The following is a 22,315-nucleotide window of genomic DNA, read 5'->3' as shown; positions in this document are numbered from 1 at the left end:
TCCGCCGGGCCACGGCATCATCGAATCAGAAGCTGTACTGGTCGATGTTGTCGGCGGTGAACATCAGCGGCTTGTTGTAGAGCACCTCGCCGGCTTCGCCGACCTCGTAGGTGCCGGCCTTGCCGCAGTCGATCTTCGTGCCCTTGTCCGTGGTGATCTTGCCCTGCGCCAGCTGGGCAGCCGCAACGGTGGCCACGTAGCCGAGCTCTGCCGGATCCCACATCATGAAGGCCTTCGAGTTGCCGCTCTTGATGAAGTCCTTCACCGAGGACGGCAGCGCGACGCCGGTCGCGAAGACCTTGCCGCCCTTGCCCGCGTTGATGATGGCCTGCTCCGCCGCCGGGGCCGAGACCGCGGACGAGGAGATGATGACCTTCAGGTCCGGGTGGGCCTGCATCAGGTTGAGCGCGATGTCCTGGCTCTTCTGGGCATCGTCCGCGGCGAACTGCACCGTGTCGACGTACTTGAACTTCGAGTACTTCGGGTTGGTGTCGATGTTCTGCTTCATGAACTTCACGTGGGCGGTGTGGTTCGGCGCCGTCGGCGAGGCGGAGATGAACGCCACCAGGCCACCCTCGGGCGAGTTCAGCAGCGCGGCGTCGAGCATGGTCTGCGCGGCCAGCTCGTAGGAGAGCTGGTTGACGAACAGGTCGCGGGCGTCGGCAGCGGCGTCGGCGTCGTAGGTGACGACCTTGATGCCGGCCGAGCGGGCCTGGCGCAGGGCCGGGGCGACGGCGTCGCCGTCGATCGCGCTGACCACGAGGGCGTTCGGCTTCTGCGCGACCGCGTTGGTCAGGGTGGCGATCTGCTCGGTGGCCTCCGCCTTGTCCGAGCCGATGTACTGGAAGTCGAGGCCGAGCTCCTTGCCCGCGTCCTCGCCGCCCTTGCGGGCGACCTCGAAGTAGGCCAGGCCGGTGAACTTGGGAGCCATGAACACCTTGAGCTTGGCGCCGCCCGCGCTCGCGGAGCCGGCGGCGGTGGCCGCGCCGGGGGCGGTGGTGGTGCAGGCGCTGAGCAGCGGGACGGCGGCAGCGGCGGCGCCCGCGGCGGCGGCGATGCCGATGAAGCGACGGCGGGTGAAGGCCGATTCGGTCATGAGTGGGTTCCTTTCATCATTGAACAGGTGGTGCTGAGTGGGGTCGAAGGTGGACGGGTGACAGCGGTGCACGTGGACGCCGGCCTCACCCCCCGGCCGTGGAGACGGAGGTCCTGCGCACCCGTCCGAACGCGGAGCGCAGCAGCGTGACCAGCTGGGGGCCGCCGGTGCTGGCGATGAGCAGCAGGCCGATCACCAGCGTCTGGCTGGTGCCGGGCACGTTGGCCAGCTTCATCCCGGTCTGGATGGTGGCCAGCAGAAGGGTCGACAGCAGGACGCCCAGGGCGCGCCCGCTGCCTCCCTTGATCGACACCCCGCCGAGGACGACGGCGGTGAGCACGAAGAGGATCGCGCCGTCGGCGTTGTCGCCGCGCGCCGACTGGTACTGGTTCACCCAGACGAAGCCGGCGAGCCCGGCGGCCGCCCCGGCCACGGCGTAGGCGATCACGCGGGTCTGGCGCACCGGCACGGCCGCGGTACGGGAGGCGTCGGGGTTGGAGCCGATGGCGTAGCTGTAGCGGCCGAAGCGGGTGGCCTCCATCAGCACGCCGATCACCACGGCGAAGATCAGGAAGAGGACGACCGTGGACGGCACGACGCCGACCCAGGACAGGCCGAGGAACGTGTACTCGGGGGTGAGGCCGGTGACGCCGGCGTCCCCGGCCAGCAGGTACGCGACGCCGCGGTAGGCGCCGAGGGTGCCCAGCGTCACGGCCAGGGACGGCAGGCCGGCGTAGGCCACCAGGACGCCGTTGACGGCTCCCAGCAGCGCGGTGGCCGCGAGCACCACCGGCAGCGCGACCAGCACCGGGACGCCGGCGACCGACAGCTTGGCGAACAGGACGCTGGCCACGGCGAGGGTCGAGGCCAGCGAGATGTCGATCTCGCCCTGGACGACCACGGGGAACAGCCCGAAGGCCATCAGCCCGAACACCACGAAGAAGGCCGCGGAGTTCATCAGGTTGTTCAGGTCGAGGAAGTAGGGCGACAGCTGGCTCGACCAGATCGCGGCCAGCACGATCAGCGCCACCAGCAGCAGCTCGGCGGAGAAGGACCGCAGCACCCGGCTCATGCCGCCACCTCCAGGATGACGCGCCGCCGGGTGGCCGTGAGCACCCGTTTCTGCACCAGGGCGTCCACCGCGACCGCCGCCACGATGGCCAGGCCCTGGATCAGCAGCCGGTAGAACTCCTGGACGCCCAGCAGCACCAGGCCGTTGTTGATCGTGGCCAGCACGATCGCGCCGAGCGCTGCGCCGTAGACGCTGCCCGAGCCGCCCCAGATGCTCACGCCGCCGATCACGACCGCTGCCAGCACCTGCATCTCGATGCCCGAGGCCAGCAGGGAGTTGATGTTGCCCACCTGCGCGCCGAGCAGCAGCCCCACGAAGCCGGCGATGCCGCCGGCGGCGACGTAGGCGCCGACGAGGATGCCGTTCTCGTTCAGGCCGTAGTAGTAGGCCGCGCGGGCGTTCGAGCCGAGGGCGTAGAGCTTGCGTCCCCACGGCAGCAGGCTGAGCGCCAGGCCGACGAGGACGACGACCAGGACCGCGATCCACACGTAGGACGACAGCCCGAGCCAGCGGACGGTGGCCAGCGTCCGCATCCACTGGGGCAGCTCGCCGCTGGTCACCTCCATCGCGTTGGCGTAGAAGGACACCAGCCCGCGGTAGACCGACAGCGTGCCGAGCGTGGCGACCATCGACGGGATCTTGAGATAGGTCACGAGCAGGCCGTTGACCAGGCCGAGCACCGCCCCGAGGGCGACGGCGAACGGGACCGTGAGCCCCGCCAGCCAGGGCGCCTGGCTCGTCACGTCGAAGACGACGTACGCGCACAGCCCCATGATCGAGCCGACCGACAGGTCGAGGTTGCCGGTGAGCACGACGAGCGTCTGGCCGGCGGCGGCCATCGCGAGGATGGCGGCGGTGAACAGGATGCTCTGGGCGTTGTCCCAGCCGATGAAGCGCGGGTTGAGCGCGGTGAACACCACGATCAGCAGCACCTGGAAAGCGAGCACGCCGATGAAGCGGACGCGCAGCGCCGCGCCGCCGCTGCCGCTCAGGCGCAGTCGCTCCAGGACCGATGGCTCACTCACTTCGTGCCTTCCTCGACTCGACCAGCCGTCGCGGCGGCCATGATGTTCTCCTGCGTGGCGTCCTCGATGTCGATGGTCGCGGCCAGGCGTCCGCGCCGGATCACCAGCACCCGGTCGCTCACCGCGAGCACCTCCGGAAGGTCGGAGGAGACCATCAGGATCGCCATCCGCTGCTGCCGCGCGAGGCGGCGCATCATGTCGTGCACCTGCACCTTCGTGCCGACGTCGATGCCGTGGGTGGGCTCGTCGAGCAGCAGGACGCGGGGGTTGGTGGCCAGCCAGCGGGCCAGCGCCACCTTCTGCCGGTTGCCGCCCGACAGCGAGCTGACCAGGGCGGAGATCTCGCCCTTGATGCTGAGCGCCTCGCGCTGGCCGGCGGCCAGCGCCCGCTCCTTGCGCGGGGCCATGAAGCCGGCCTTCGACAGGCTGCGGATGCTGGGCAGCGCGATGTTCGCGGTGATGCTCATCGAGGAGATGATCCCCTCGGCGTCCCGGTCCTCCGGCAGGTAGACCACGCCCTTGCGGGCCATCACCGCGGGGCTGTCGGGACGCACGGCCTCGCCGTCCACCTCGATGGTTCCGGTGACCTCAGGGCTGAGGCCGAAGACCGCCTGCTGGATCTCCGAGCGGCCCGAGCCGACCAGCCCGGCGATCGCGACGATCTCGCCCTCCGCGACGTCGAAGGAGATGTCGGCGAACGTGCCGGCCAGGTTCAGGTCGCGCACCCGCAGCCGGACCGGGCCGAGCTCCTCGGTGCGGGGGACGCGCTGGAGGGCGACCGAACGGCCCACCATCGCCTTGATCATGTCGTCGTCGCCGAGTTCGGACGCCGGAGCGGTGACCACGTGCTGGCCGTCCCGCAGCACCGTGATGGTGTCGGCGAGGCGGCGGATCTCGTCCATGCGGTGGGAGATCCAGACCACGGTGGTGCCGGCGGCCTTCAGCGCCTCGACCATCGTGTACAGCCGGCCGGCCTCGGACGGGGTGAGCGCGCTGGTCGGCTCGTCCAGGATCAGCAGCTGGAGGCCCGGCTCGACCGCGCGGGCGATCTCGACGAACTGGGCCTCGGCCACGGTGAGCTCGGCCACCAGGCGGTCGGGGTCGAGGTCGAAGCCGAGCTGCTCGAGCTTGGTGCGGGCCAGGCCGCGCATGGCCGCGCGGTCCAGCAGCGGGCCCTTGCGCGGGTAGGCGCCGGTGACGATGTTCTCCGCGATCGACAGGTGCGGGAAGAGGTTCGGGTCCTGGAACACCGCCGCGACGCCCTTGGTGCGCGCCTCCAGCGGATTGTGGAAGCGGACGTCCGTGCCGTTGAGCAGCACGTGGCCGTGGTCGGCCTGGAGGAGGCCGGTGATGACGCCCACCAGCGTGGACTTGCCGGCGCCGTTCTCCCCCACCAGGGCGTGGATCTCGCCGGGGGCGAGGTCGAAGGAGACGTCGCGCAGGGCATGGATCGCCTCGAAGCTCTTCGAAATGCCCTGGACCGACAATCGCGGGACGCCCGCGCTCGCCGTCACCTCCGCTGTCATTCGCTACCTTCCGCCACGTCCTCGTGCCGGGGCCTGGACGGCCCTTCCCTCCGGAGGCTAGGCAGCACCCCGCGGGGGTCGCAAGCAGATGCACAGAAGCTGAGCAATTGCTCAGGTTAGGTTGCAGTTCGGTCGCAGAGTGTCGCTGGCAAGGCCTTTTGGCGTCGTCTGCGGGCGGGGTCGGCCCGATCTGGGCATATGCCCGAACCGCCGGGAGCCGGTTGTGGCGCCGGTCGTCGCACCCCTAGAACTGTCACTGCGTGGCGACGCCGCCGCGGGGAAGGACCACATGCGACAGGCCGTGATCTTCGGCGCGGGCAGCGTCGGCCGGGGGTTCCTCGGCGAGCTGCTGTGCGGGGCCGGCTGGTTCGTCACCTTCGTGGACGTGGATCCCGTCCTCGTGCGCACCCTCGCCGCCGACGGGTGCTACCCGCACCTCACGGTCTCCGACACCGGCACCCGGCGCACGACCGTCGGCCCGGTGACGGCGGTGGACGCACGCGACACCGACGCCGTCCTCGAGGCCCTCCTCACCGCCGACCTGGCCGCCACCAGCGTCGGGGCCGCCGTGCTGCCCGCCGTGGCGGACACGGTGGCCGGGGGGCTCGGACGGCGGATCGGCCTCGGCCGGCCACCGCTGGACATCCTGCTGGCGGAGAACGTGCACGGCTGCGCCGCGGTGATGCGCGGCCTGCTGGCCGAGCGGCTCCCCCACCTGTCGCCGGACGAGCTGGCCGCGTCGGTGGGACTGCTGGAGACCTCGATCGGGCGGATGATCCCCGTCCCCGTGCCGGATGCGGCCGAGCCGACGCTGGTGCGCGTCGAGCCCTACCGGTTCCTGCCCTACGACGCCGCCGCGGTGGTCGGGCCGCCGCTGGAGGTCCCCGGCCTGGTGGCCGACCCCGGCGTCCCTTTCTCCTACTACGGCGACCGCAAGCTCTACGTCCACAACCTCGGCCACTGCGCGACCGCCTGCCTGGGCCGGCTGGCCGGCGCCGGGCTGGTCTGGGTGGCGATCGGACGCCCGGACGTCCGGCTGCTGGTGCGCGGGGCGATGCTGGAATCGGCGATGGCGCTGGCCGCCCGGTACGGCGTCGGCCTGCCGCCGCTGGTCGACCACGTCGACGACCTGCTGCACCGCTTCGGCAACCGGGCGCTGGGCGACACCACGCAGCGCGTGAGCCGTGACCTGCCGCGCAAGCTCGCCGCGGACGACCGGCTGCTCGGCGCCTACCGGCTGGCCGTCAAGGAGGGCGTGCCCACCCGGCACCTCTCGCTGGCCGTGGCCGCCGCGGGCGCACTGCTGCTCCAGGAGGGCTGGGACGCACCGCGGCTGTGGGCGCACCTCGACGCCGCCCTCGCCGGGGTTCTGGACGGGCCGCGCCGCGACCTGCTCTCCCGCCAGCTGGACGCCCTGTCGGGCGGCTTCGACGCCGCCGCCCAGCTCGCGCTGCTGGAGGACCAATTCGAACCATCCCGGATCGCCTGAGCGCCGGGACCGTCCAGAGAAGGAACACAACGCATGCCGATCGTGCTGGGCAAACAGGAGGTGGCGGCGGTCTATCGTACCGCCGCCGGCCGGGGCTGGGTGGTGCCCACGTTCTGCGCCGAGAACCAGATCACGGTCGAGGCCGTGTTCGCCGCCTGCCAGGCGAAGGCCGTCGAACTGGCCACCCGCGTGCCGGTGACGATCGCGATGACCGGCCGCTACGCCCACCGGGCCCAGGCCGTGCACTACGCGGGCAGCCGCAACCCGGAGACCGGCATGGAGCTGTTCCTCGGCGACTGCGAGGTGCTGGCCCGGCCGGGCGGCGACTACCCCGCCGTCGACGTGCTGACCCACTTCGACCACGGCCAGTACGACGTGGACGCCGCCGTCCTGGACGGCGACCTGTCGCGGTTCTCCTCGGTGATGTACGACGCGTCCGCAGCCCCGTGGGCCGACAACCTCGCCATGACGGCCGACTTCGTGGCCCGCCACGGCGAGGACGTGCTCGTCGAGGGTGCCGCGGACGAGATCGTGGACGCCGGCGGCACGATGCACGGGGAGCTGACCTCGCCCGAGCGCGCGGAGGAGTTCGTCGCGCGCACCGGCGTCGACATGGTGGTGGCCAACCTCGGCACCGAGCACCGCGCCTCGGCCGCCGACCTGCGCTACGTGCCGGAGGCCGCCCGTGCGATCGCGGAGCGGATCGGCGCCCGGCTGGTGCTGCACGGCGCCTCCAGCGTGCCGCCCGCCCAGCTCGCCACCCTGTTCGCCGACGGCGTGTGCAAGGTGAACATCTGGACCATCCTCGAGCGCGACACCAGCCCGCTGCTGCTGCGCGCGATGCTCGAGCACGCGGACGCCGTCGCCGGCCCCACCGCTGCGACGCTGGCCGGCGAGGGCCTGCTCGGCCCCGCGGCGCCGGCCGCGGGCGCTGCCGACATCGCGTACTTCACCTCGTCGTGGCGCAACCAGGTGGTGCGCGAGGGCATGCAGCGCATCGTCGCGGGCTACCTCGACCTGTGGTACCGGTGAGCACGCGGGCGACCGGACGTGGGCAGGTGCCCGGGTCGGCCCGGTACCGTCGAACTCCGGCCCCGCACTGACTAGGGTCGCGTCCATGGTGCTTTCCTCATCGCCGAGCGACCTCGACCTCGTCGTGCGGGCGGCCTGGCTCTACCACGGGGACGGGCTGACCCAGGCGCAGGTGGCCAAACGGCTCTTCGTCTCCCGCCAGACCGTCGGACGCCTGCTCGAGGCGGCCCGCGCGCAGGGCGTGGTGCGGATCGAGATCGACGCGCGCTGCCTGTCCGCGCTCGACCTGGCCACCCGGCTGCGCGATACCTTCGGGCTGGCCGACGCGATCGTGGTGCCGCGCGACGACGAGGCACCCAAGCCGACCGGCCGGGTGAACGAGCGGGTGGCCGCCGCCCTGGCCGCCTACGTGCGCCGCTACCTGCACCCCGGCGCCGTGGTCGGCGTCGGCTGGGGCGACACCGTCGCGCGGGCCCTGTCGATGCTCGCCGCCGAGTCGCTGGACGGCGTGACGCTGGCCTCCGCGGCCGGCTCGATCCAGGCGATCTCGCAGTCGCTGGCCGGCGACCCGAAGGTCGCCCACCACCTGCGGGTGGTGCCGGCGCCGCTGCTGGTGTCCTCGCCGGAGGCGGCCGACCTGCTGCGGGCGGAGGCGTCGGTGCGCGAGGTGCTCGACCTGGCCTCGTCGGCCTCCGTCACGCTCACCGGCATCGGCTCCGCGGGGCCGGACGCGTCGGCCGTCCGCTCGCAACTGGTCACCCCGGCCGAGGTCACCTCCTTCGCCGCGATGGGGGCGGTGGGCGACATGCTCGGGGAGTGGTTCGACGCCAACGGGCGCATCGTCTCCGCCGCCACGTCGTCGCGCCGGATCGGGCTGGGGCTCGACCGGCTGCGGGAGATGCCGAACGTGGTGGGCGTGGCCGGCGGGCGGCACAAGGCTGAGGCCGTCCTCGGCGCGATCCGCGGCGGCTTCCTCAAGGTGCTGGTCACCGACGAGAACACCGCGGAGGAGCTGCTGGCGAAGGGCTCGGTGACCGCCGGCGCAGCCCGCGCGGCCACCTCTGCCCGGCAGGGCGGGAGGGCCGCGCGATGAGCCGCGACCTGCTGCTCGCCATCGACGCCGGCGGCTCGGTGGTGAAGGCGACGGTCTTCGACGTCACCACGGGCACCTCCAGCACCGCGTCCCGGTCCGTGCCCCTGGACCGTCCCGCTCCCGGCCAGACCGAACGGGACGCAGAGGTGCTGTGGGAGGCGACCACCGCCTGCGTCCGCGAACTGCTGCTGCGCCCGGGCATCGCCGCCGAACGCGTGCTGGCCGTCGGGTTCACCGGCCACGGCAACGGCCTGTATCTGGTGGACGCCCAGGGCCGTCCCACCCGCGCAGCGGTGATGGCGGCCGACACCCGGGCCGCCGCTGCGGTGCGCCGCTGGGTGGCCGCGGGGCTGGCCGAGGAGCTCCAGGCCCGCAGCTGGAACGGCCTGTGGGCCGGCCAGCCGGGCCCGATCCTGGCCGACCTCGCCGCGCACGAGCCGGACGTGCTGGCCCGCACGCACGCCGTGCTGTCCTGCAAGGACTACCTGCGCGCCCGCCTCACCGGCGTCGTCGCCACCGAGCTGTCGGACGCCTCCGCGGGCGGCCTGTACGACAACACGGCCTGGGCCGCCGCCGGAGGACGCGGCGAGCTCGGCCTGAACGAGCCGGCGATCGCCGCGTTCGGGCTGGACGCGCTGCGCCGCCTGCTGCGGGCGCCGATCGCGTCCGACAGCCAGGGCGAGGTGTCGGCGGAGGCGGCCGGGCAGACCGGCCTGGTTGCCGGGACGCCGGTGGTGGCCGGGCTGGTGGACAACGCGGCGCTCCACCACGGCTCCGGCGTCTTCGACGGCAGCGAGATCTGCGTCGGGGCGGGCACCTGGAGCGTGAACCAGGTGCTGGTGCCGGCCCGGGACGCCACGATGGACTCGGTGCTGGGCGCGATCCGTCCGACCGCGGCCAACATCGCCCTGGGCGGGCTGGCGCTGCTCTGCGAGGCCTCCCCCACCTCCGCCTCCACGTTCGACTGGGCGATCAGCCGGGCGCTGACCGCCACCAGCGCGGCCGACCGCGCGGCCGGCCGCGACATCTACAGCGCCCGGCTCGAGCGCGAGGGCCGGCGCCGCCAGCGGCGCGACGACCCGATGTTCCTGCCGTTCCTCGACGGCAGCCGCGCGGACGCGGGCGCCCGCGGCGCCTGGATCGGGCTGTCGTCGTCCAACGGCGAGGACGAGCTGCTGGGCGCGGTGCTGGAGGGGGTGTGCCTGGAGCACCGCCGCCACATCGAGCGGCTCCAGGCCGCGCTGCCGCAGCGCCTGCCGGTGCGGCTGTCGGGCGGCGCGACGAAGTCGCCGGTGTGGTGCCAGCGGTTCGCGGACGTGCTGGCCGTGCCCGTCCAGATCTCGCCGGTGAGCGAGCTGGGCTCGGTGTGCGCCGCCGCGCTGGCCGGGGTGGGCGTCGGCGCGTTCGCCGACGTGGCGTCCGGCGTGCAGGCGCTGAACCCGACCTGGCGGGTGTTCGAGCCCGACCCGGCGACGGCCGGCTTCATGGCCGCCCGCTACGAGCGCTACTGCACCGTGGCGGAACTCCTTGACCGACTCCCGTGGGAAGAGTGATCCGGTTGACCCGACCCGAGGACGCCGGCCTGCCGGCCACGCAGCACGCCATCCAGTACCTGGGGGTGGACGCGTTCGCGCACAACCCGGCCAAGCCGGTCGACCCGGTGGGGCCGACCCAACTGCTGCTGGAGGTGGAGGCCTGCGGCATCTGCTTCAGCGACACCAAGCTGCTGCACGCCTTCGAGAACCACCCGCGCAAGCTGCCGGTCGTGGCCGGGCTGAACGCAGAGGAACTGGCCGGCATCCCCAGCTACCATCCGGGCGCCGAGCCGACCGTCCCCGGCCACGAGCCGGTGGCGCGGGTCGTTGCGGCCGGCGAGCGGGTCGCGCACTACGCGGTCGGCGACCGGGTGCTGGTGCAGGCCGACTGGCGGCACCTGCCGACGGCGGCCTCGAGCGGCGCGTTCGGCTACAACTTCGAGGGCGCCCTCCAGGAGTACGTGGTGGTCGACGAGCGGATGGTCGTCACCGCAGACGACGAGTTCATGCTGCGCGTGAGCGAGGCCCCCTCCGCGGCCGCGGTGGCGCTGGTCGAGCCGTGGGCGACCGTCGAGGCGGCGTACTCCCGGCACGAGCGGAACACGCTGAAGCCCGGCGGCTCGCTGCTGGTGGTGGCCGAGGCCGGGGTCGCGCCCTCGGGCCTGGAGGCGTTGCGGGCGGCGTCCGCTCCCGCGCGCGTGACGGCGGTCGGCGCCGACGTGCCCGGAGCCCGGGCCGCATCCTGGGACGAGCTGGAGCCCGGGTTCGACGACATCGTGTACTACGGCGCGGACGCGGACGCGATCGAGCGCCTGGCCTTCCTGCTGGGCAACGAGAGCCTGCTGTGCGTCGTCCTGGGCGGACGCAGGCTCGCCCGCCCGGTGAAGCTGGACGTGGGCCGCGTGCACTACGACTTCGTCCGGTTCATCGGGACGACCGGCGACGACCCGGCCGAGGCGTACGCCAGCATCCCCGCGACCGGGGAGATCCGTCCCGGCGACCGGGTGGCGATGATCGGCGCGGCGGGCCCGATGGGCCTGATGCACACGATGCGCGCCGCCGTGCTCGGGCTGGACGGGCTGAGCATCGTGGCCAGCGACCTGAACGACGACCGGCTGCGGCACCTGGCCGAGGTGGTCGGGCCCGCCGCGGCGCGGCACGGCGTCCGGCTCGACGTGGTGAACTCCGCGGCCACCCCCCTGCAGCCCGGGTTCACCTACCTGACCTGCCTGGTGCCGGTGGCCCCGGTGCTGGCCCAGGCGGTGGACCTGGCCGGGCCGGGCGCGATCGTGAACGCGTTCGCCGGGTTCCCGGCCGGGACGCTGGCCGAGCTCGACCTCCAGCGGATCATCGAGAACCACGTGTTCCTGATCGGCACGTCGGGCTCGCAGATGGCGGACATGCGCGGCGTGCTTGCCAAGCTGGAGTCCGGCGTGCTCGACACCTCGATCTCGCTGGACGCCGTGTGCGGGATGGCGGGGTTCGCCGAGGCGATCCAGGCGGTGATCGAGCGCACCTCCGGCGGCAAGATCATGGTGTACCCGCGGCTGCACGACCTCGGCCTGGTGCGGCTGGTCGACCTGCCGCGGGTGCTGCCCGAGGTGGCCGCGCTGATGGACGGCGGCCGCTGGACGGCGGCCGCGGAGAAGGCGCTGCTGGCCTCGCCGTGAGGCGGCGCCGGCGAGGGACCGGCTAGGCGAGCAGGTCGGCCGGCTCTCCCCCACCGGCGGACGCGACGAGCGCGAGCACGTCCTCGCCGTACTGCTCGAGCTTCTTCGCGCCCACCCCGCTGATCGCCGACAGCTCCCCCAGCGAGGACGGCCGGCTCTGCGCGATCCCGACCAGCGTGGAGTCGGGGAACACCACGTAGGCGGGCACGGACGCGGCGCGCGCGGTCTCCGCCCGCCAGGCGCGAAGCCGCTCGAAGAGCGTCCGGTCGTCCTCGCCGAGGCCGGTCGCCGCGGCCGCCGTCGTCCGGCCCGCCCCCGCGGTCGCACCCCGGCGCGAGCGGGACGGGTGCACCGCGGCCTGGGTGCGCAGCCACAGCTGGTGCTCCCCGCGCAGGACCGTCCAGGACGCCTCGGTGAGCCCGAGCGTTCCGTGGCGGTCGGACACCGCCAGCAGCCCGCCGGCGAGGAGCTGGCGCACCACGCCGCGCCACTGCACCTCGCTGAGCTCCGCACCGATCCCGAAGGTGCTGAGCTCGTGGTGGCGCCACTGGTCGACGCGCTCGGTGCGCCGGCCCAGCAGGATGTCGATGAGGTGCCCGGCGCCGTAGCGCTGGTTGCGCTCGCGCTCCAGGCGCACGATCGTCGACAGCAGCTTCTGGGCGGGCACGGTGCCGTCCCACGACTCCGGCGGGGTGAGGCAGGTGTCGCAGTTGCCGCAGGGCCCGCTGGCCTCGCCGAAGTGGTCGAGGATCACCTGGCGGCGGCAGCGCAGGGTCTCGCACAGGCCGAGCATCGCGTCGAGGTGGCGGCTGAGCAGCCGCTTGTGGGCGGCGTCGCCCTCGGAGGACTCGATGAGCTGGCGCTGCTGCACGACATCCGCCAGCCCGTAGGCCATCCAGGCGGTGGCGGGCAGGCCGTCGCGTCCGGCGCGCCCGGTCTCCTGGTAGTAGCCCTCGATGCTCTTGGGCAGGTCGAGGTGGGCGACGAAGCGGACGTCTGGCTTGTCGATCCCCATGCCGAAGGCGATGGTGGCGACCATCACCACGCCGTCCTCGCGCAGGAACCGGTTCTGGTTGGCCGAGCGCACCGCCGGGGGCAGGCCGGCGTGGTACGGCAGGGCGGTGACGCCCGCCGCGCACAGCGCCTCCGCGGTCTTCTCCACCGAGTTGCGCGACAGGCAGTACACGATGCCGGCGTCGCCGTCGTGCTCGGTGCGGATCAGGTCGAGCAACTGCTTCAGCGGCTGCTGCTTGGCCTCGATCCGGTACCGGATGTTGGGCCGGTCGAAGCTCGACACGAACACCTTCGCCTCGCCGAGGGCGAGCCGCTCGACGATCTCGCGCCGGGTGGCCGGGGTGGCGGTCGCCGTGAGGGCGATCCGCGGCACCTGCGGCCAGCGGTCGTGCAGGACCGACAGCCGCAGGTAGTCGGGACGGAAGTCGTGGCCCCACTGGGACACGCAGTGGGCCTCGTCGATGGCGAACAGCGAGATGTCGAGCCGGTCGAGGAACTCCTGTGCCCACTCCAGGCCCAGGCGCTCCGGGGCCAGGTAGAGCAGGTCGAGTTCGCCGGCCAGGGCCGCGCGCTCGGTGGCCCTGCGCTCGTCCGGGGAGATGCTGGAGTTCAGGAACCCGGCGCGGACGCCGAGGGCGTCCAGGGCGGTCACCTGGTCGTGCATGAGCGCGATCAGCGGCGAGATCACCACCCCGACACCGGGACGCAGCATCGCCGGCACCTGGTAGCACAGCGACTTGCCGCCACCGGTGGGCATCAGGACGAGCGCGTCGCCCCCGCCCACGAGGTGGGCGATGATGTCGGCCTGGTCGCCGCGGAACCCGTCGTAGCCGAAGGTGGTGCGCAGGATGTCGGCTGCGGTGGTGGGGACGGGCACGGGCGCCATGCTAGACGGCCCTGCCGACGCTCAGCCGAACGCGGAGATCTCGATCTTCTTCTGCGCCATCAGGGTCGCGTAGGCGTTCGGCCTGGTCATCAGCTCGTTCAGGTTGTCGGGCACGAGCTGCCAGCTGAGGCCGAACCTGTCGACGCACCAGCCGCACTGCTCGGCCTCCGGCACCGCGCTGAGCTGCTCCCAGTAGCGGTCGAGCTCCTTCTGGCCGTCACACCACACGAGCAGAGACACCCCGGGGGTGAAGGTGAAGGTCTGGTCGGCGGCGTCCATCGCGGCGAACCACTCCTCGCCCAGGCGGAAGTCGGCGTACATCACCTGGCCGGCGGAGGAGCCGGCCCCGTCCGGGTAGAGGGAGACGGTGCCGAGGTCGCCGGCGAAGAGCCAGGTGTAGAAGCCGATGGCCTCCTTCGCCTTGCCCTGGGCGGTGTAGCCGAACATGAGGCTGGGCACGATGAACGGACGCGGCTCGCCGCCGGGCCCTCCGACCATCAGCTGCCAGCTCACGCCGTAGCGGTCCTGGATCCACCCGTAGTGCGGGCTGAAGTCGTAGGACTGGAGCGGCATCAGCGCCGTCCCGCCCTCGGACAGCCGGGCCCACAGCTCGTCCAGCCGTGCGCGGGCGTCGGCGTCCGCAGGATCGAAGTGGACGAAGAACGACACCGACGGGTTGGGCGCGAACTCCGCCCCGGCGTTGATGCCCATCATCCGGTAGCCGCCGATCTCGAACTCCACCGTCACCGGCTGCCCGGCCATGCCGGCCTGGAAGTCGGGCAGCCCCTCGCTCGGGTAGTGCTGCACCTCGACGATCCGCCCGTCGGGGAACACCGAGGTGTAGAACTGCGCCGCCTCCTCCGCGGTGTGGTCGAACCAGATGTTGGGGACGATCCGCTGCATGCCGGGCTCCTGTTCGTGGTGCTTCCTGCCGAGACTAGGCATCCTGTCGGTCGAGATGTACCCGGAAAAGGTGCTCAGGTGATCCGCAGCGCAGGCGTCCCCGCAGATCACTCCTCGGTGATGCTGGCCTCCCAGGTGTCCTCTGCCGCGGTGCCGTGGACGATCAGGAAGTAGGCGCCCGGCCCCTTGGTGGTCTGGCCGTCGGAGTCCTCGGTCTTGGCCTTGTTGACGTACTTCGGCACGTTCAGCACCGACTCCCCGGTGGCGGCGTCGTAGATCTGGGCCCGGGCGAGCATCACCCCGGTCGGGGCGTTCTCGTCCGCCGTCCCTGTGTAGGCCAGGCTCAGCTTGACGTAGGTGCTCGTGGTCTTCACCACCGGCGTGACCAGGATCCCCTCGGCTCCGGAGAAGGTCTGCGGGGCGGCCACGGCGCCCGCGGTCGAGGGCGGGTTGCCGAACGTCAGGACGTACCCGCCGGTCGCCTCGATGGTCAGGGCGGCCGACGTGCCGTCGGGGGTGAAGACCGCCACGTCCTCGGCCGTGGTGCTCATGATCGAGGGCAGTTCCTTGCCGGTGACCGTCACGATCACGGTGCCGAAGTCGGCCGCGGCGGAGTTGGTGGTCCTCACCAGGTAGTAGGGCTTGTCGAAGGTGATCGGGCCGGTCTCGCCGTTGCCGGAACCGGCGACGGTGATGCCGTTCGCGTCGGTGGTCACCTGGGGCGGGGAGCCCGGGTTCTCCGCAGCCGGTGACTCCTCGGCCGGGGCCGCCTCGCCGGCGGTCGTGGCGACGCCGTCCTCTCCGGCCGGCGGGGCGGACGTGGTGCCGCACGCGGCGAGGAGGGCGAACGAGAGGGCGATTCCCGCGGCCTTGGCCGCGGCGGTGTGCGTCATTGCACGTCCCTTCACGAGAGATGGCCAATTCTCCCGCTGCTGAAGCACGGCCGCAGGCGGGCGGCGGAATTCGCCGGGACACCCGATCCGGGGGTGAGGGGCCGCCCGACGGTGGCAGGAGTGCTGAGCGGGCCGTCCGGCCCCTCCCTCGACGTGACCCGTGGCGGGCCGGAGAATGACAGGCATGGCTCAGCCGGCCTCCGACGGACCGGTCATCCGGACGCCCGACCAGCTGCTGCGGGTCTTCGTCTCCTCCACCCTCGGCGAGCTGGCGGCGGAGCGCCGTGCTGCCCGGGGCGCGATCGAGCAGCTCCACCTCGCGCCGGTGATGTTCGAGCTGGGCGCGCGCCCGCACCCGCCACGCAAGCTGTACCGCTCCTACCTGGAGCAGAGCGACGTGTTCGTCGGCATCTACGGCGACCGCTACGGGTGGATCGCCCCCGGGGAGGAGATCTCCGGCCTTGAGGACGAGTACCGCCTCGCCGATCCGCGGATGCCGAAGCTGATCTACCTCAAGGCCAGCACCTCGCGCGAGGAGCGGCTGGCCGCCCTGATCAAGCGGATCCAGGTCGACGACGGCGCCAGCTACGTCACGTTCTCGACCGAGGAGGAGCTGCGGGCGCACCTGGTGAACGACCTGGCGACGCTGCTGGCCGAGCGGTTCCAGACGGTCGAGGAGGACACCCGCGTCGCGTCCGCCGTGGTGCCTCAGGCCAGCCCGGTCTACGCCCAGGTCCCTCCCCCGTACACACCGATCGTGGGTCGCGGCACGGAGATCGACGAGTTGTCGGCGATGGTGGACGACCCCCACGCACGGGTGGTGACGATCGTCGGGCCGGGAGGGATCGGCAAGAGCCGGCTCGCCATCGAGGTGGCGCTGCGGACGGGCCCACACTTCGCCGACGGGGTCGCCTTCGTCGCGCTGGAGAACGTGTCGGACGAGAAGCTGCTGCTCCCCTCGCTCGCCAAGGCGCTCGGGATGGGCGAGAGCGGCGAGGCGCCGATCGAGGACCGGCTGCCGACCGCCCTGGCCCGGCGTCCGGTGTTGATCGTGCTGGACAACTTCGAGCAGCTGGTGAACGCCGCGCCCGTGCTGGTGCGGCTGTACGCGGCCGCGCCGGAGGCGACGTTCCTGGTGACGAGCCGGGCGGTGCTGAGGATCCGGGGCGAGCGGGTGTACGAGCTCGGCGGGCTGTCGCTGGGGTCGCTGGCCGACCGGGTGAGCGCCCGGCCGCCGACGGTGGCGGAGGCGTTCCGCAGCGAGGCCGTCCAGCTGTTCGTGGAGCGGGCGCGCGCGGCACGCGGCGACTTCGACCTGTCCCCGGCGAACGTGGCGGCGGTGGTGGGGATCTGCCAGCAGCTGGAGGGGTCGCCGCTGGCGATCGAGCTGGCGGCGCCCCGCGTCCGTGCGCTGCCACCGCAGAACATCCTGAAGCGCCTGGACCGCCCGCTGGAGGTGCTGCGATCGGCCGCACGGGACGTGCCGGAACGGCAGCGGACGCTCCAGGCGACGATCGAGTGGAGCTGCCGGCTGCTCACACCCGGGCAGCGTGACCTCCTCGCCGACCTGTCGGTGTTCGCGCCCGGCTTCACCTACGAGGCTGTCGAGGCGCTCGGCGCGGGGCGTCCGTGGGCCGGACGGGAGCTGGAGGACCTCGCCGCGCTGGTCGACAACTCGCTGCTGAAGCAGCAGAGCCAGACCGAGATGCCGGCGTTCACGATCCCGGCCACCGTGCGCCAGTTCGCGGAGCACCTGCTGGAGGAACGCGGTGACCACGAGGTGCTGCGGGCCGCGCACACGCGGTACTACACCGACCTGGCCCGGCGGATGAAGCCGCAGCTCAGCGGTGCGGGGCAGGTGGAGGCGGCAGCCCGCCTGGATCTGGAGGTGCCGAACCTGCGCCAGTCGATGCAGTACAGCGTGGCCCTCGGCACGCCGGACGATGCCGGCGACCTGGCGTGGGCGCTGCTGGTGTTCTGGTGGTTCGGCGGGCACTTCGGGCAGGTGCGGGTGCGGATGCAGGAACTGCTGGCGCAGCAGGGGGCGAACGCCGGCGAGCACACGCGGGCGGTGGCCGGCTTCATGATCAGCTGGGTGGACATGTGGCACCGCCCGTCCCCGGACGTGGCGGTGTCCTTCGACGAGGCGCGCAGCCTGTTCGCCCGCACCGGGGACGTGAGCGGGGAGGCGCTGGCCACGGCGTGCGCCGCGTTCACCCGCAGTTCGCTGCCGGGGTCGGACGTGGGGGCGTGCCGCGCGGACCTCGCCCACGCTGTCGAGCTGTTCGAGAGCGTGGGGGACGCGTGGGGAGCGGCGCTGGCGCTGGTGGGCCTCGGACGGGTCGAGTCGGTGCTCGGCGTGGAGGAAGAGTCGGCGGAGTCGTACCTGCGGGCGGGCCGGGTGGCGCGTGAGCACTCCGACGTGCTGGCCACCCTGATCACCGACCACCACATCGGGCGGGTGCAGCTGTTCGGCGGACGGATCGAGGAGGCAGAGCGGACGTTCGCCGCCAGCGTCCACCTGTCGGCGAGCCTCAGCCTCGAAGGCGGCATCTGCGATGGGCTGGAGGGGCTGTCGGCCATCGCAGCCCTGCGCGGCGAGGACGAAAGGGCGGGGCTGATGGCCGGGGCGGCGGCGGCCCTGCGGCAGCGCCTCGCGCTGTACGAGGTGCCGGCGTTCGTCTTCCACGAGCGCTATCTCGACCGGGCGCGCGCGGCCGATCCGGAACTCTTCGCCTCCGCCTTCGCGCGCGGCCAGGAGCTCACGATCGCCGAGGCTGTCGCGCTGGCGCCGCCGGTCACGCCGGCGACGGGTCCCGACGCGGCGGACGCGGCCGTGGCGCTGGCGTCCTAGCACCTCACCGCGGCGGGGCGGCCGTCCTCGGGTCTTGCCGGGACGGGAAGGCTCCGGCCCGATGAGCCGGAGCCTTCCCGCCACGATGGTCAGGGCTTGCCGAAGTAGTCCTCCGGCGCAGTGCCGGTGGTGACCACCGGCATCAGCCAGTTCTGGACGACCGGGATGTCGACCCGCTGGAGGCCGTCGAGGTAGCGGCAGTTGTCGGTGTAGCCGTAGCTGGTGACGGTGACCACCTTCTCGCCGGCGCTTCCCCCACCCGGGTAGAAGGCCGGGCCGCCCGAGTCGCCGAAGCAGCTGCCTCCGGTGCCGCGGGTGTCGTTGATGTTGCCGTTGACCTGGAGCACCTGGGGGCCGAGCTTCTGTCCCGGCGCGTCGGCGTAGCGGCGCACCAGCGGGTAGGACTGCGGCGTGGGCTTCTTGCCCTGGTTGGCGTCCTCGGGCACCGGCTGGTACTTGCGGACCTCGGTGCCGTAGCCGACGATGCGGAACAGGGTGCTGCTCAGCTTCGACTTCTGGATCGCGTCGAGGGTGCCGACCGGCGCGATCGTCGCCGGGGAGATCCCCGCGACCGGCTTGTCGAGGACCACCACACCCACGTCGTTCCAGTTCTTCAGGTCGGTGAAGTCGGAGTACTGCGGGTGGGCGTAGGCGTCACCGGTGAACCACTGGCGGCCCTTGGCGTCGACAAGGACGCCGTCAGCGTCGCTGTCGACGTAGCCCGCCGCCGGGTCGGCCGCGGCCGGGATGCCCGAGGGGGGCTCCTCCGCGATCACCGGGGAGAAGTTGACGATGGTCTTGCCGGCCGTGCCGGCCGTGCAGTGGGCCGCGGTCAGCAGCACCGTCGGGCTGACGAGGGTCGCGGTGCAGCGGAAGCGCCCGCCGTCCTCGTAGAAGACGATCATGCCGACGTTCGCGTAGTGGTTGGCGTCGTCGCGATCGCCGCCGGTGATCGCCTGTGCGCTGACCGCCGTCGCGCCGGCCAGGGCGAGGGTGGCAGCTGTCAGTGCGGCGATGGATCTCCAGACCTTCATGCAGTGCTCCTTGGGACGATGGTGTGTCGCGGTGACAACCTAGGCCCCGTCCCCCGGGGTCGGGAACCCCAAGCCCTAAGCAGTTTGCGTTGGCCGATAAGGGGTCGGGAGGTCATTCGGGTTGCCGACAATTGCCGAGGACCATGACCGGCGCCCGCCCCCACGGGTCGAGAATGCACCATGGCCACAGCGTGGGACGCCTTCGTCTCCTACGCGCGGTCGAACTCCGAACCGACGGCGATCGCGATCCAGCGCGGGCTCGAGCGCTTCGCGCGGCCGTGGAATCAGCGCCGGGCCGTCCGGATCTTCCGGGACGACTCCGCGATGTCGACGAATCCGGCGCTGTGGTCGGCCATCGAGGAGGGCCTCTCTGCGGCAGGTCACCTGATCCTGCTGCTCAGCCCTGCGGCGGCCGCCTCCGCCTACGTCGAGAAGGAGGTCTCGTGGTGGCTCGACCACAAGGGACCCTCGACGATCCTGCTGGTGCTCGACGGCGGCGACCTCGCCTGGGACGACGCCGGGAACCGCTTCTCGACGGAAAGCGCGGTTCCGTCCTGCCTGCGTGCGGCCTTCGCCGAGGAACCCCGCTGGCTCGACCTTCGGTGGATGCGCGACTCGCCCGATCCGACCGGCGATCCCCGGTTCGCGGCGGCGATGGCCGACCTGTCCGCACCCGTCCGCGGCGTCCCCCGCGACGAGCTGGTCGGGGAGGACCTCACCCAGCATCGCCGGGTTCGCCGCCTGGCCGCCTCGGCGGTGACCCTGCTCGCCCTGCTGCTCGTGATCTCGATCATCTCCACCGTCCTCGCCGTCCAGCAGCGCGACGACGTGCTGCGCCAGGCCGTGACGCTGCGGTCCCGCCAACTGGCCAGCACAGGGACGGGCCTGCTGGAGGCGGACCTGCGCCTGGGGCAGCTGCTCGCTGTGCAGGGCTTCCGCACCGAGGAGTCCGCCGCGACACGCGAGGCCCTGCTGCGGGCGGCGTTCGCCTCGCCGCTGGTCGACCGTTTCGTCACGTTCGAGGCCGACGTCACGGCCGTGGCGACGAGCGCGGACGCCTCGACGGTGGCGGTCGGGTTGGCGGACGGCCGGGTGTTCACGATCGACGGCGCGGGTGCCACGGCGCCCGTGCTCCGGTTCACCGCTTCCGGCGCCGTCACGCAGCTGCGCGCGAGCAGTGACGGCGCGGTCGTCCTCGCCTCGACGCGGGACAGCGTGACCGTGGGGGACGCGACCGGCTCACGCGTGCTCCCCGGTGGGCCCGCCGCGCCGATCGAGGCCGTCGCCCTGTCCGCGTCCGGACGCAGGGCTGCGCTCGTCCGGGGCGAGTTCACGACGACGATCCTCGCCTACGACACCGCGAGCGGGGCCGAGGTCGCCCGTCGCGCCGACCCGCTGGGACTGACGGCGGGCCAGGCCGTGGTGACCTCCCAGTTCACCGAGCACCTGGCCTTCCTCGACGAGCACCGCCTGCGCCTGGTGGGCAACGACGCGCGCTGGCGGGAGCTCGACCTGCGCACGGGACGCACCCGCAAGGCCGGCTGGGTGACGTGGATGCCGGCGGTGGCGCTGTACGCCGCGTCCAGCCGGGCCGACTTCCTGCTCGCCGCGCCGATCACCAACGGCCAGGCCGTGCGGGTCTGGCGGCTGGACCGCGCCGGAGCGAACCCGCCCCCGAAGAGGGCGGGCGTCCAGCTGACCGACCCGCTGGGGATGGCGGTCAGTCCCGACGGGAGGCTCGTGCTGGTGAACGACTCCTCCACCGGGCTCTCGGTGGCGCCCGTCCCCCACGCCGACGCGGGGCCGGTGGTGCCGGCGACCCGGATCGCCGGGCTCAGCGGCGTGGCCGCGATGGAGTTCCTCGACCCGACCAGGGCCGTCGCCGCCGCCCGTTCGGAGCTCGTCTTCCTGCGCTTCGGTGAGGCCGGGAGGGGTGCGGCGTCGGTGACGCTGGCGCCGCGGGGCATCGGCGGTGTGCCCGACTACGCCACGGACTTCCGGAACTCGCGCCTGGCCGTCTCGCCGGACGGCTCGCGCGTCGCCGTCCTGGACCTGAGCGGCGGCGAGCTCGAGATCGTCCCGGTGCCGGGACGGAGCGGGGCGGCGTTGCCCAGGACAGCCCTGGGAGGCGTGGACGACCTGGACGCGCTGTTCGGGGTGGTGTGGCTCGACGAGGACACCGTGCTGGTGGCCGGCAGCCAGCCCGGCGGGCCCGCGACGGGCCTTCCTCCCGGAGTGGTGCGCTGGGACCTCGGGCTTCCCGTCACCAGCGAGGAGGGCGACCGCGAGACGCCGCTCGCCGCGCTCCCGACCGGCGCGGGGACGGTGCTCATCGCCACGTCCGGCGGGCGGATCCAGACCCGCGCGAGGCCGTCCGGCGCGCTGCGCGGGGAGGTGCCGGCGGGCGCGCCGGGGACGGCGTACGACCTGGCCCGGTTCACCGCCGACGGGAGCTCGCTGGCCCTGATCGACGTCGGCGACACCACCATCGACCCGGTGGCGACGACCGCGACGCTGCGGGTCGTCGACAGCCAGAGCGGCGGGGTGATCCACGAGCAGGTCTGGAAGGACGGCGTGGACGTGGCGGGTCTGGAGTTCGCCGGGACGACCGTGCTGGTGACGCACCTGGACGGCTCGGTCGACGTGCTGCCCGATCTGGGACGTGGTGCGGCGCAGCGCATCTCGACGGCGGGGATCCGCACCAGCACGGGCTCGATCCAGCCGAACCCGCCGGTGGCCGGGGCCGACGGGCTGGTGGGCTTCCCCACCCGATCCGGTCTCCAGCTGTACGACCTGACGACGCTGCAGCCCTCGGCCGCGCTACCGGTTCCGCCGGGATTCGAGGCCGTCCCGAGGACGTACGCGTTCGCACCCGACGGACACACCCTGGTCACCGGCTTCTTCGGCGGCGACGCCCGGACTGCGCAGGTGAACGTCCGTGACCTCGACACGAGCGCCGTCGTCGGTCAGGTGTGCGCCAGCGCCGGAGGCCCGATCAGCGCCACCGAGTGGCGCCTGCTCGTCGGGGGCACCGCGCCCGACGACCCGGCCTGCCGCTGAGCTCCCGGGCGCTCTCCCGTCTGGCCGTCGCGGACGAGAGACGATCGCACCACGCGCAGCTGAGTCGCCCCTGTCCCGTCGGTGACCCAACGACGTAGCCAGCCAGGATGCATGGGGTCTGTGGCACGTCGAG

Annotated in this window: 15 protein-coding genes; 7 read left to right on the top strand and 8 right to left on the bottom strand. The window is 72.7% G+C overall.

Annotation, left to right across the window (positions count from 1 at the left end; all coding sequences use genetic code 11):
- Positions 1 to 25: 25 nt before the first annotated feature.
- The 4 genes from ACFQQJ_RS08550 to ACFQQJ_RS08535 all read right to left on the bottom strand — a co-directional run bounded on the left by ACFQQJ_RS08550 (position 26) and on the right by ACFQQJ_RS08535 (position 4,719).
- Positions 26 to 1,096, bottom strand: a complete 1,071-nt coding sequence (locus ACFQQJ_RS08550) for an autoinducer 2 ABC transporter substrate-binding protein (RefSeq protein ID WP_377105677.1) — start codon at positions 1,094 to 1,096, stop codon at positions 26 to 28.
- An 85-nt stretch (positions 1,097 to 1,181) separates the two neighbouring features.
- Complete coding sequence (locus ACFQQJ_RS08545) at positions 1,182 to 2,168, bottom strand: ABC transporter permease (RefSeq protein WP_377105675.1); 987 nt, start codon at positions 2,166 to 2,168, stop codon at positions 1,182 to 1,184.
- Positions 2,165 to 3,193: an ABC transporter permease gene (locus tag ACFQQJ_RS08540; protein WP_377105673.1), complete on the bottom strand. Its 1,029-nt coding sequence runs from the start codon at positions 3,191 to 3,193 to the stop codon at positions 2,165 to 2,167. The genes ACFQQJ_RS08545 and ACFQQJ_RS08540 overlap by 4 nt, the downstream gene beginning before the upstream one ends.
- On the bottom strand, positions 3,190 to 4,719 hold the full coding sequence (locus tag ACFQQJ_RS08535; RefSeq protein WP_377105671.1) for a sugar ABC transporter ATP-binding protein: 1,530 nt from the start codon (positions 4,717 to 4,719) through the stop codon (positions 3,190 to 3,192). Before ACFQQJ_RS08535 ends, ACFQQJ_RS08540 begins: the two co-directional genes overlap by 4 nt.
- Positions 4,720 to 5,008: 289 nt before the next feature.
- Here ACFQQJ_RS08535 and ACFQQJ_RS08530 point away from each other — a divergent pair, with 289 nt between their 5' ends.
- From ACFQQJ_RS08530 to ACFQQJ_RS08510, 5 genes are all read left to right on the top strand, one after another.
- Positions 5,009 to 6,208, top strand: coding sequence for a hypothetical protein (locus ACFQQJ_RS08530; protein ID WP_377105670.1), 1,200 nt, complete (start codon positions 5,009 to 5,011; stop codon positions 6,206 to 6,208).
- A 33-nt stretch (positions 6,209 to 6,241) separates the two neighbouring features.
- On the top strand, positions 6,242 to 7,240 hold the full coding sequence (locus ACFQQJ_RS08525) for a class II fructose-bisphosphate aldolase (RefSeq protein ID WP_377105669.1): 999 nt from the start codon (positions 6,242 to 6,244) through the stop codon (positions 7,238 to 7,240).
- A gap of 85 nt (positions 7,241 to 7,325) precedes the next feature.
- Positions 7,326 to 8,333: a sugar-binding transcriptional regulator gene (locus ACFQQJ_RS08520; protein WP_377105667.1), complete on the top strand. Its 1,008-nt coding sequence runs from the start codon at positions 7,326 to 7,328 to the stop codon at positions 8,331 to 8,333.
- Entirely contained in the window at positions 8,330 to 9,886 is a 1,557-nt protein-coding gene (locus ACFQQJ_RS08515; RefSeq protein ID WP_377105666.1) for an FGGY-family carbohydrate kinase, read from the top strand. The genes ACFQQJ_RS08520 and ACFQQJ_RS08515 overlap by 4 nt, the downstream gene beginning before the upstream one ends.
- Before the next feature lie 5 nt (positions 9,887 to 9,891).
- Positions 9,892 to 11,538, top strand: coding sequence for an alcohol dehydrogenase catalytic domain-containing protein (locus ACFQQJ_RS08510; RefSeq protein WP_377105665.1), 1,647 nt, complete (start codon positions 9,892 to 9,894; stop codon positions 11,536 to 11,538).
- 22 nt (positions 11,539 to 11,560) lie between these two features.
- On the opposite strand, the gene recQ is transcribed toward ACFQQJ_RS08510, so the two are convergent.
- The 3 genes from recQ to ACFQQJ_RS08495 all read right to left on the bottom strand — a co-directional run bounded on the left by recQ (position 11,561) and on the right by ACFQQJ_RS08495 (position 15,234).
- Complete coding sequence (gene recQ, locus ACFQQJ_RS08505; RefSeq protein WP_377105663.1) at positions 11,561 to 13,429, bottom strand: DNA helicase RecQ; 1,869 nt, start codon at positions 13,427 to 13,429, stop codon at positions 11,561 to 11,563.
- Between the two features lie 30 nt (positions 13,430 to 13,459).
- Positions 13,460 to 14,341, bottom strand: coding sequence for a VOC family protein (locus tag ACFQQJ_RS08500; protein WP_377105662.1), 882 nt, complete (start codon positions 14,339 to 14,341; stop codon positions 13,460 to 13,462).
- Between the two features lie 107 nt (positions 14,342 to 14,448).
- Positions 14,449 to 15,234, bottom strand: coding sequence for a hypothetical protein (locus tag ACFQQJ_RS08495; RefSeq protein WP_377105660.1), 786 nt, complete (start codon positions 15,232 to 15,234; stop codon positions 14,449 to 14,451).
- A gap of 184 nt (positions 15,235 to 15,418) precedes the next feature.
- Here ACFQQJ_RS08495 and ACFQQJ_RS08490 point away from each other — a divergent pair, with 184 nt between their 5' ends.
- Positions 15,419 to 18,088, top strand: coding sequence for a DUF4062 domain-containing protein (locus ACFQQJ_RS08490; RefSeq protein WP_377105659.1), 2,670 nt, complete (start codon positions 15,419 to 15,421; stop codon positions 18,086 to 18,088).
- An 89-nt stretch (positions 18,089 to 18,177) separates the two neighbouring features.
- Here ACFQQJ_RS08490 and ACFQQJ_RS08485 read toward each other — a convergent pair whose 3' ends face one another.
- Positions 18,178 to 19,122, bottom strand: a complete 945-nt coding sequence (locus ACFQQJ_RS08485) for a trypsin-like serine protease (RefSeq protein WP_377105658.1) — start codon at positions 19,120 to 19,122, stop codon at positions 18,178 to 18,180.
- 180 nt (positions 19,123 to 19,302) lie between these two features.
- On the opposite strand from ACFQQJ_RS08485, the gene ACFQQJ_RS08480 reads away from it, so the two are divergent.
- On the top strand, positions 19,303 to 22,182 hold the full coding sequence (locus ACFQQJ_RS08480; protein ID WP_377105657.1) for an LpqB family beta-propeller domain-containing protein: 2,880 nt from the start codon (positions 19,303 to 19,305) through the stop codon (positions 22,180 to 22,182).
- Positions 22,183 to 22,315: the final 133 nt, after the last annotated feature.

The organism is Propionicimonas sp. T2.31MG-18 (assembly GCF_964266745.1).
Taxonomy (GTDB): Bacteria; Actinomycetota; Actinomycetes; order Propionibacteriales; family Propionibacteriaceae; genus Propionicimonas.
This window is presented reverse-complemented; position numbering and strand designations above follow the sequence as displayed.

Bases quoted from the DNA above. Each gene is read 5' to 3' on its own strand.
- ACFQQJ_RS08490 (WP_377105659.1), top strand. From the start codon at position 15,419: ATGGCTCAGCCGGCCTCCGACGGACCGGTCATCCGGACGCCCGACCAG.
- ACFQQJ_RS08520 (WP_377105667.1), top strand. From the start codon at position 7,326: ATGGTGCTTTCCTCATCGCCGAGCGACCTCGACCTCGTCGTGCGGGCG.
- ACFQQJ_RS08480 (WP_377105657.1), top strand. From the start codon at position 19,303: ATGGCCACAGCGTGGGACGCCTTCGTCTCCTACGCGCGGTCGAACTCC.
- ACFQQJ_RS08495 (WP_377105660.1), bottom strand. From the start codon at position 15,234: ATGACGCACACCGCCGCGGCCAAGGCCGCGGGAATCGCCCTCTCGTTC.
- ACFQQJ_RS08485 (WP_377105658.1), bottom strand. From the start codon at position 19,122: ATGAAGGTCTGGAGATCCATCGCCGCACTGACAGCTGCCACCCTCGCC.
- ACFQQJ_RS08550 (WP_377105677.1), bottom strand. From the start codon at position 1,096: ATGACCGAATCGGCCTTCACCCGCCGTCGCTTCATCGGCATCGCCGCC.
- ACFQQJ_RS08545 (WP_377105675.1), bottom strand. From the start codon at position 2,168: ATGAGCCGGGTGCTGCGGTCCTTCTCCGCCGAGCTGCTGCTGGTGGCG.
- ACFQQJ_RS08525 (WP_377105669.1), top strand. From the start codon at position 6,242: ATGCCGATCGTGCTGGGCAAACAGGAGGTGGCGGCGGTCTATCGTACC.
- ACFQQJ_RS08530 (WP_377105670.1), top strand. From the start codon at position 5,009: ATGCGACAGGCCGTGATCTTCGGCGCGGGCAGCGTCGGCCGGGGGTTC.
- ACFQQJ_RS08535 (WP_377105671.1), bottom strand. From the start codon at position 4,719: ATGACAGCGGAGGTGACGGCGAGCGCGGGCGTCCCGCGATTGTCGGTC.
- ACFQQJ_RS08500 (WP_377105662.1), bottom strand. From the start codon at position 14,341: ATGCAGCGGATCGTCCCCAACATCTGGTTCGACCACACCGCGGAGGAG.
- ACFQQJ_RS08515 (WP_377105666.1), top strand. From the start codon at position 8,330: ATGAGCCGCGACCTGCTGCTCGCCATCGACGCCGGCGGCTCGGTGGTG.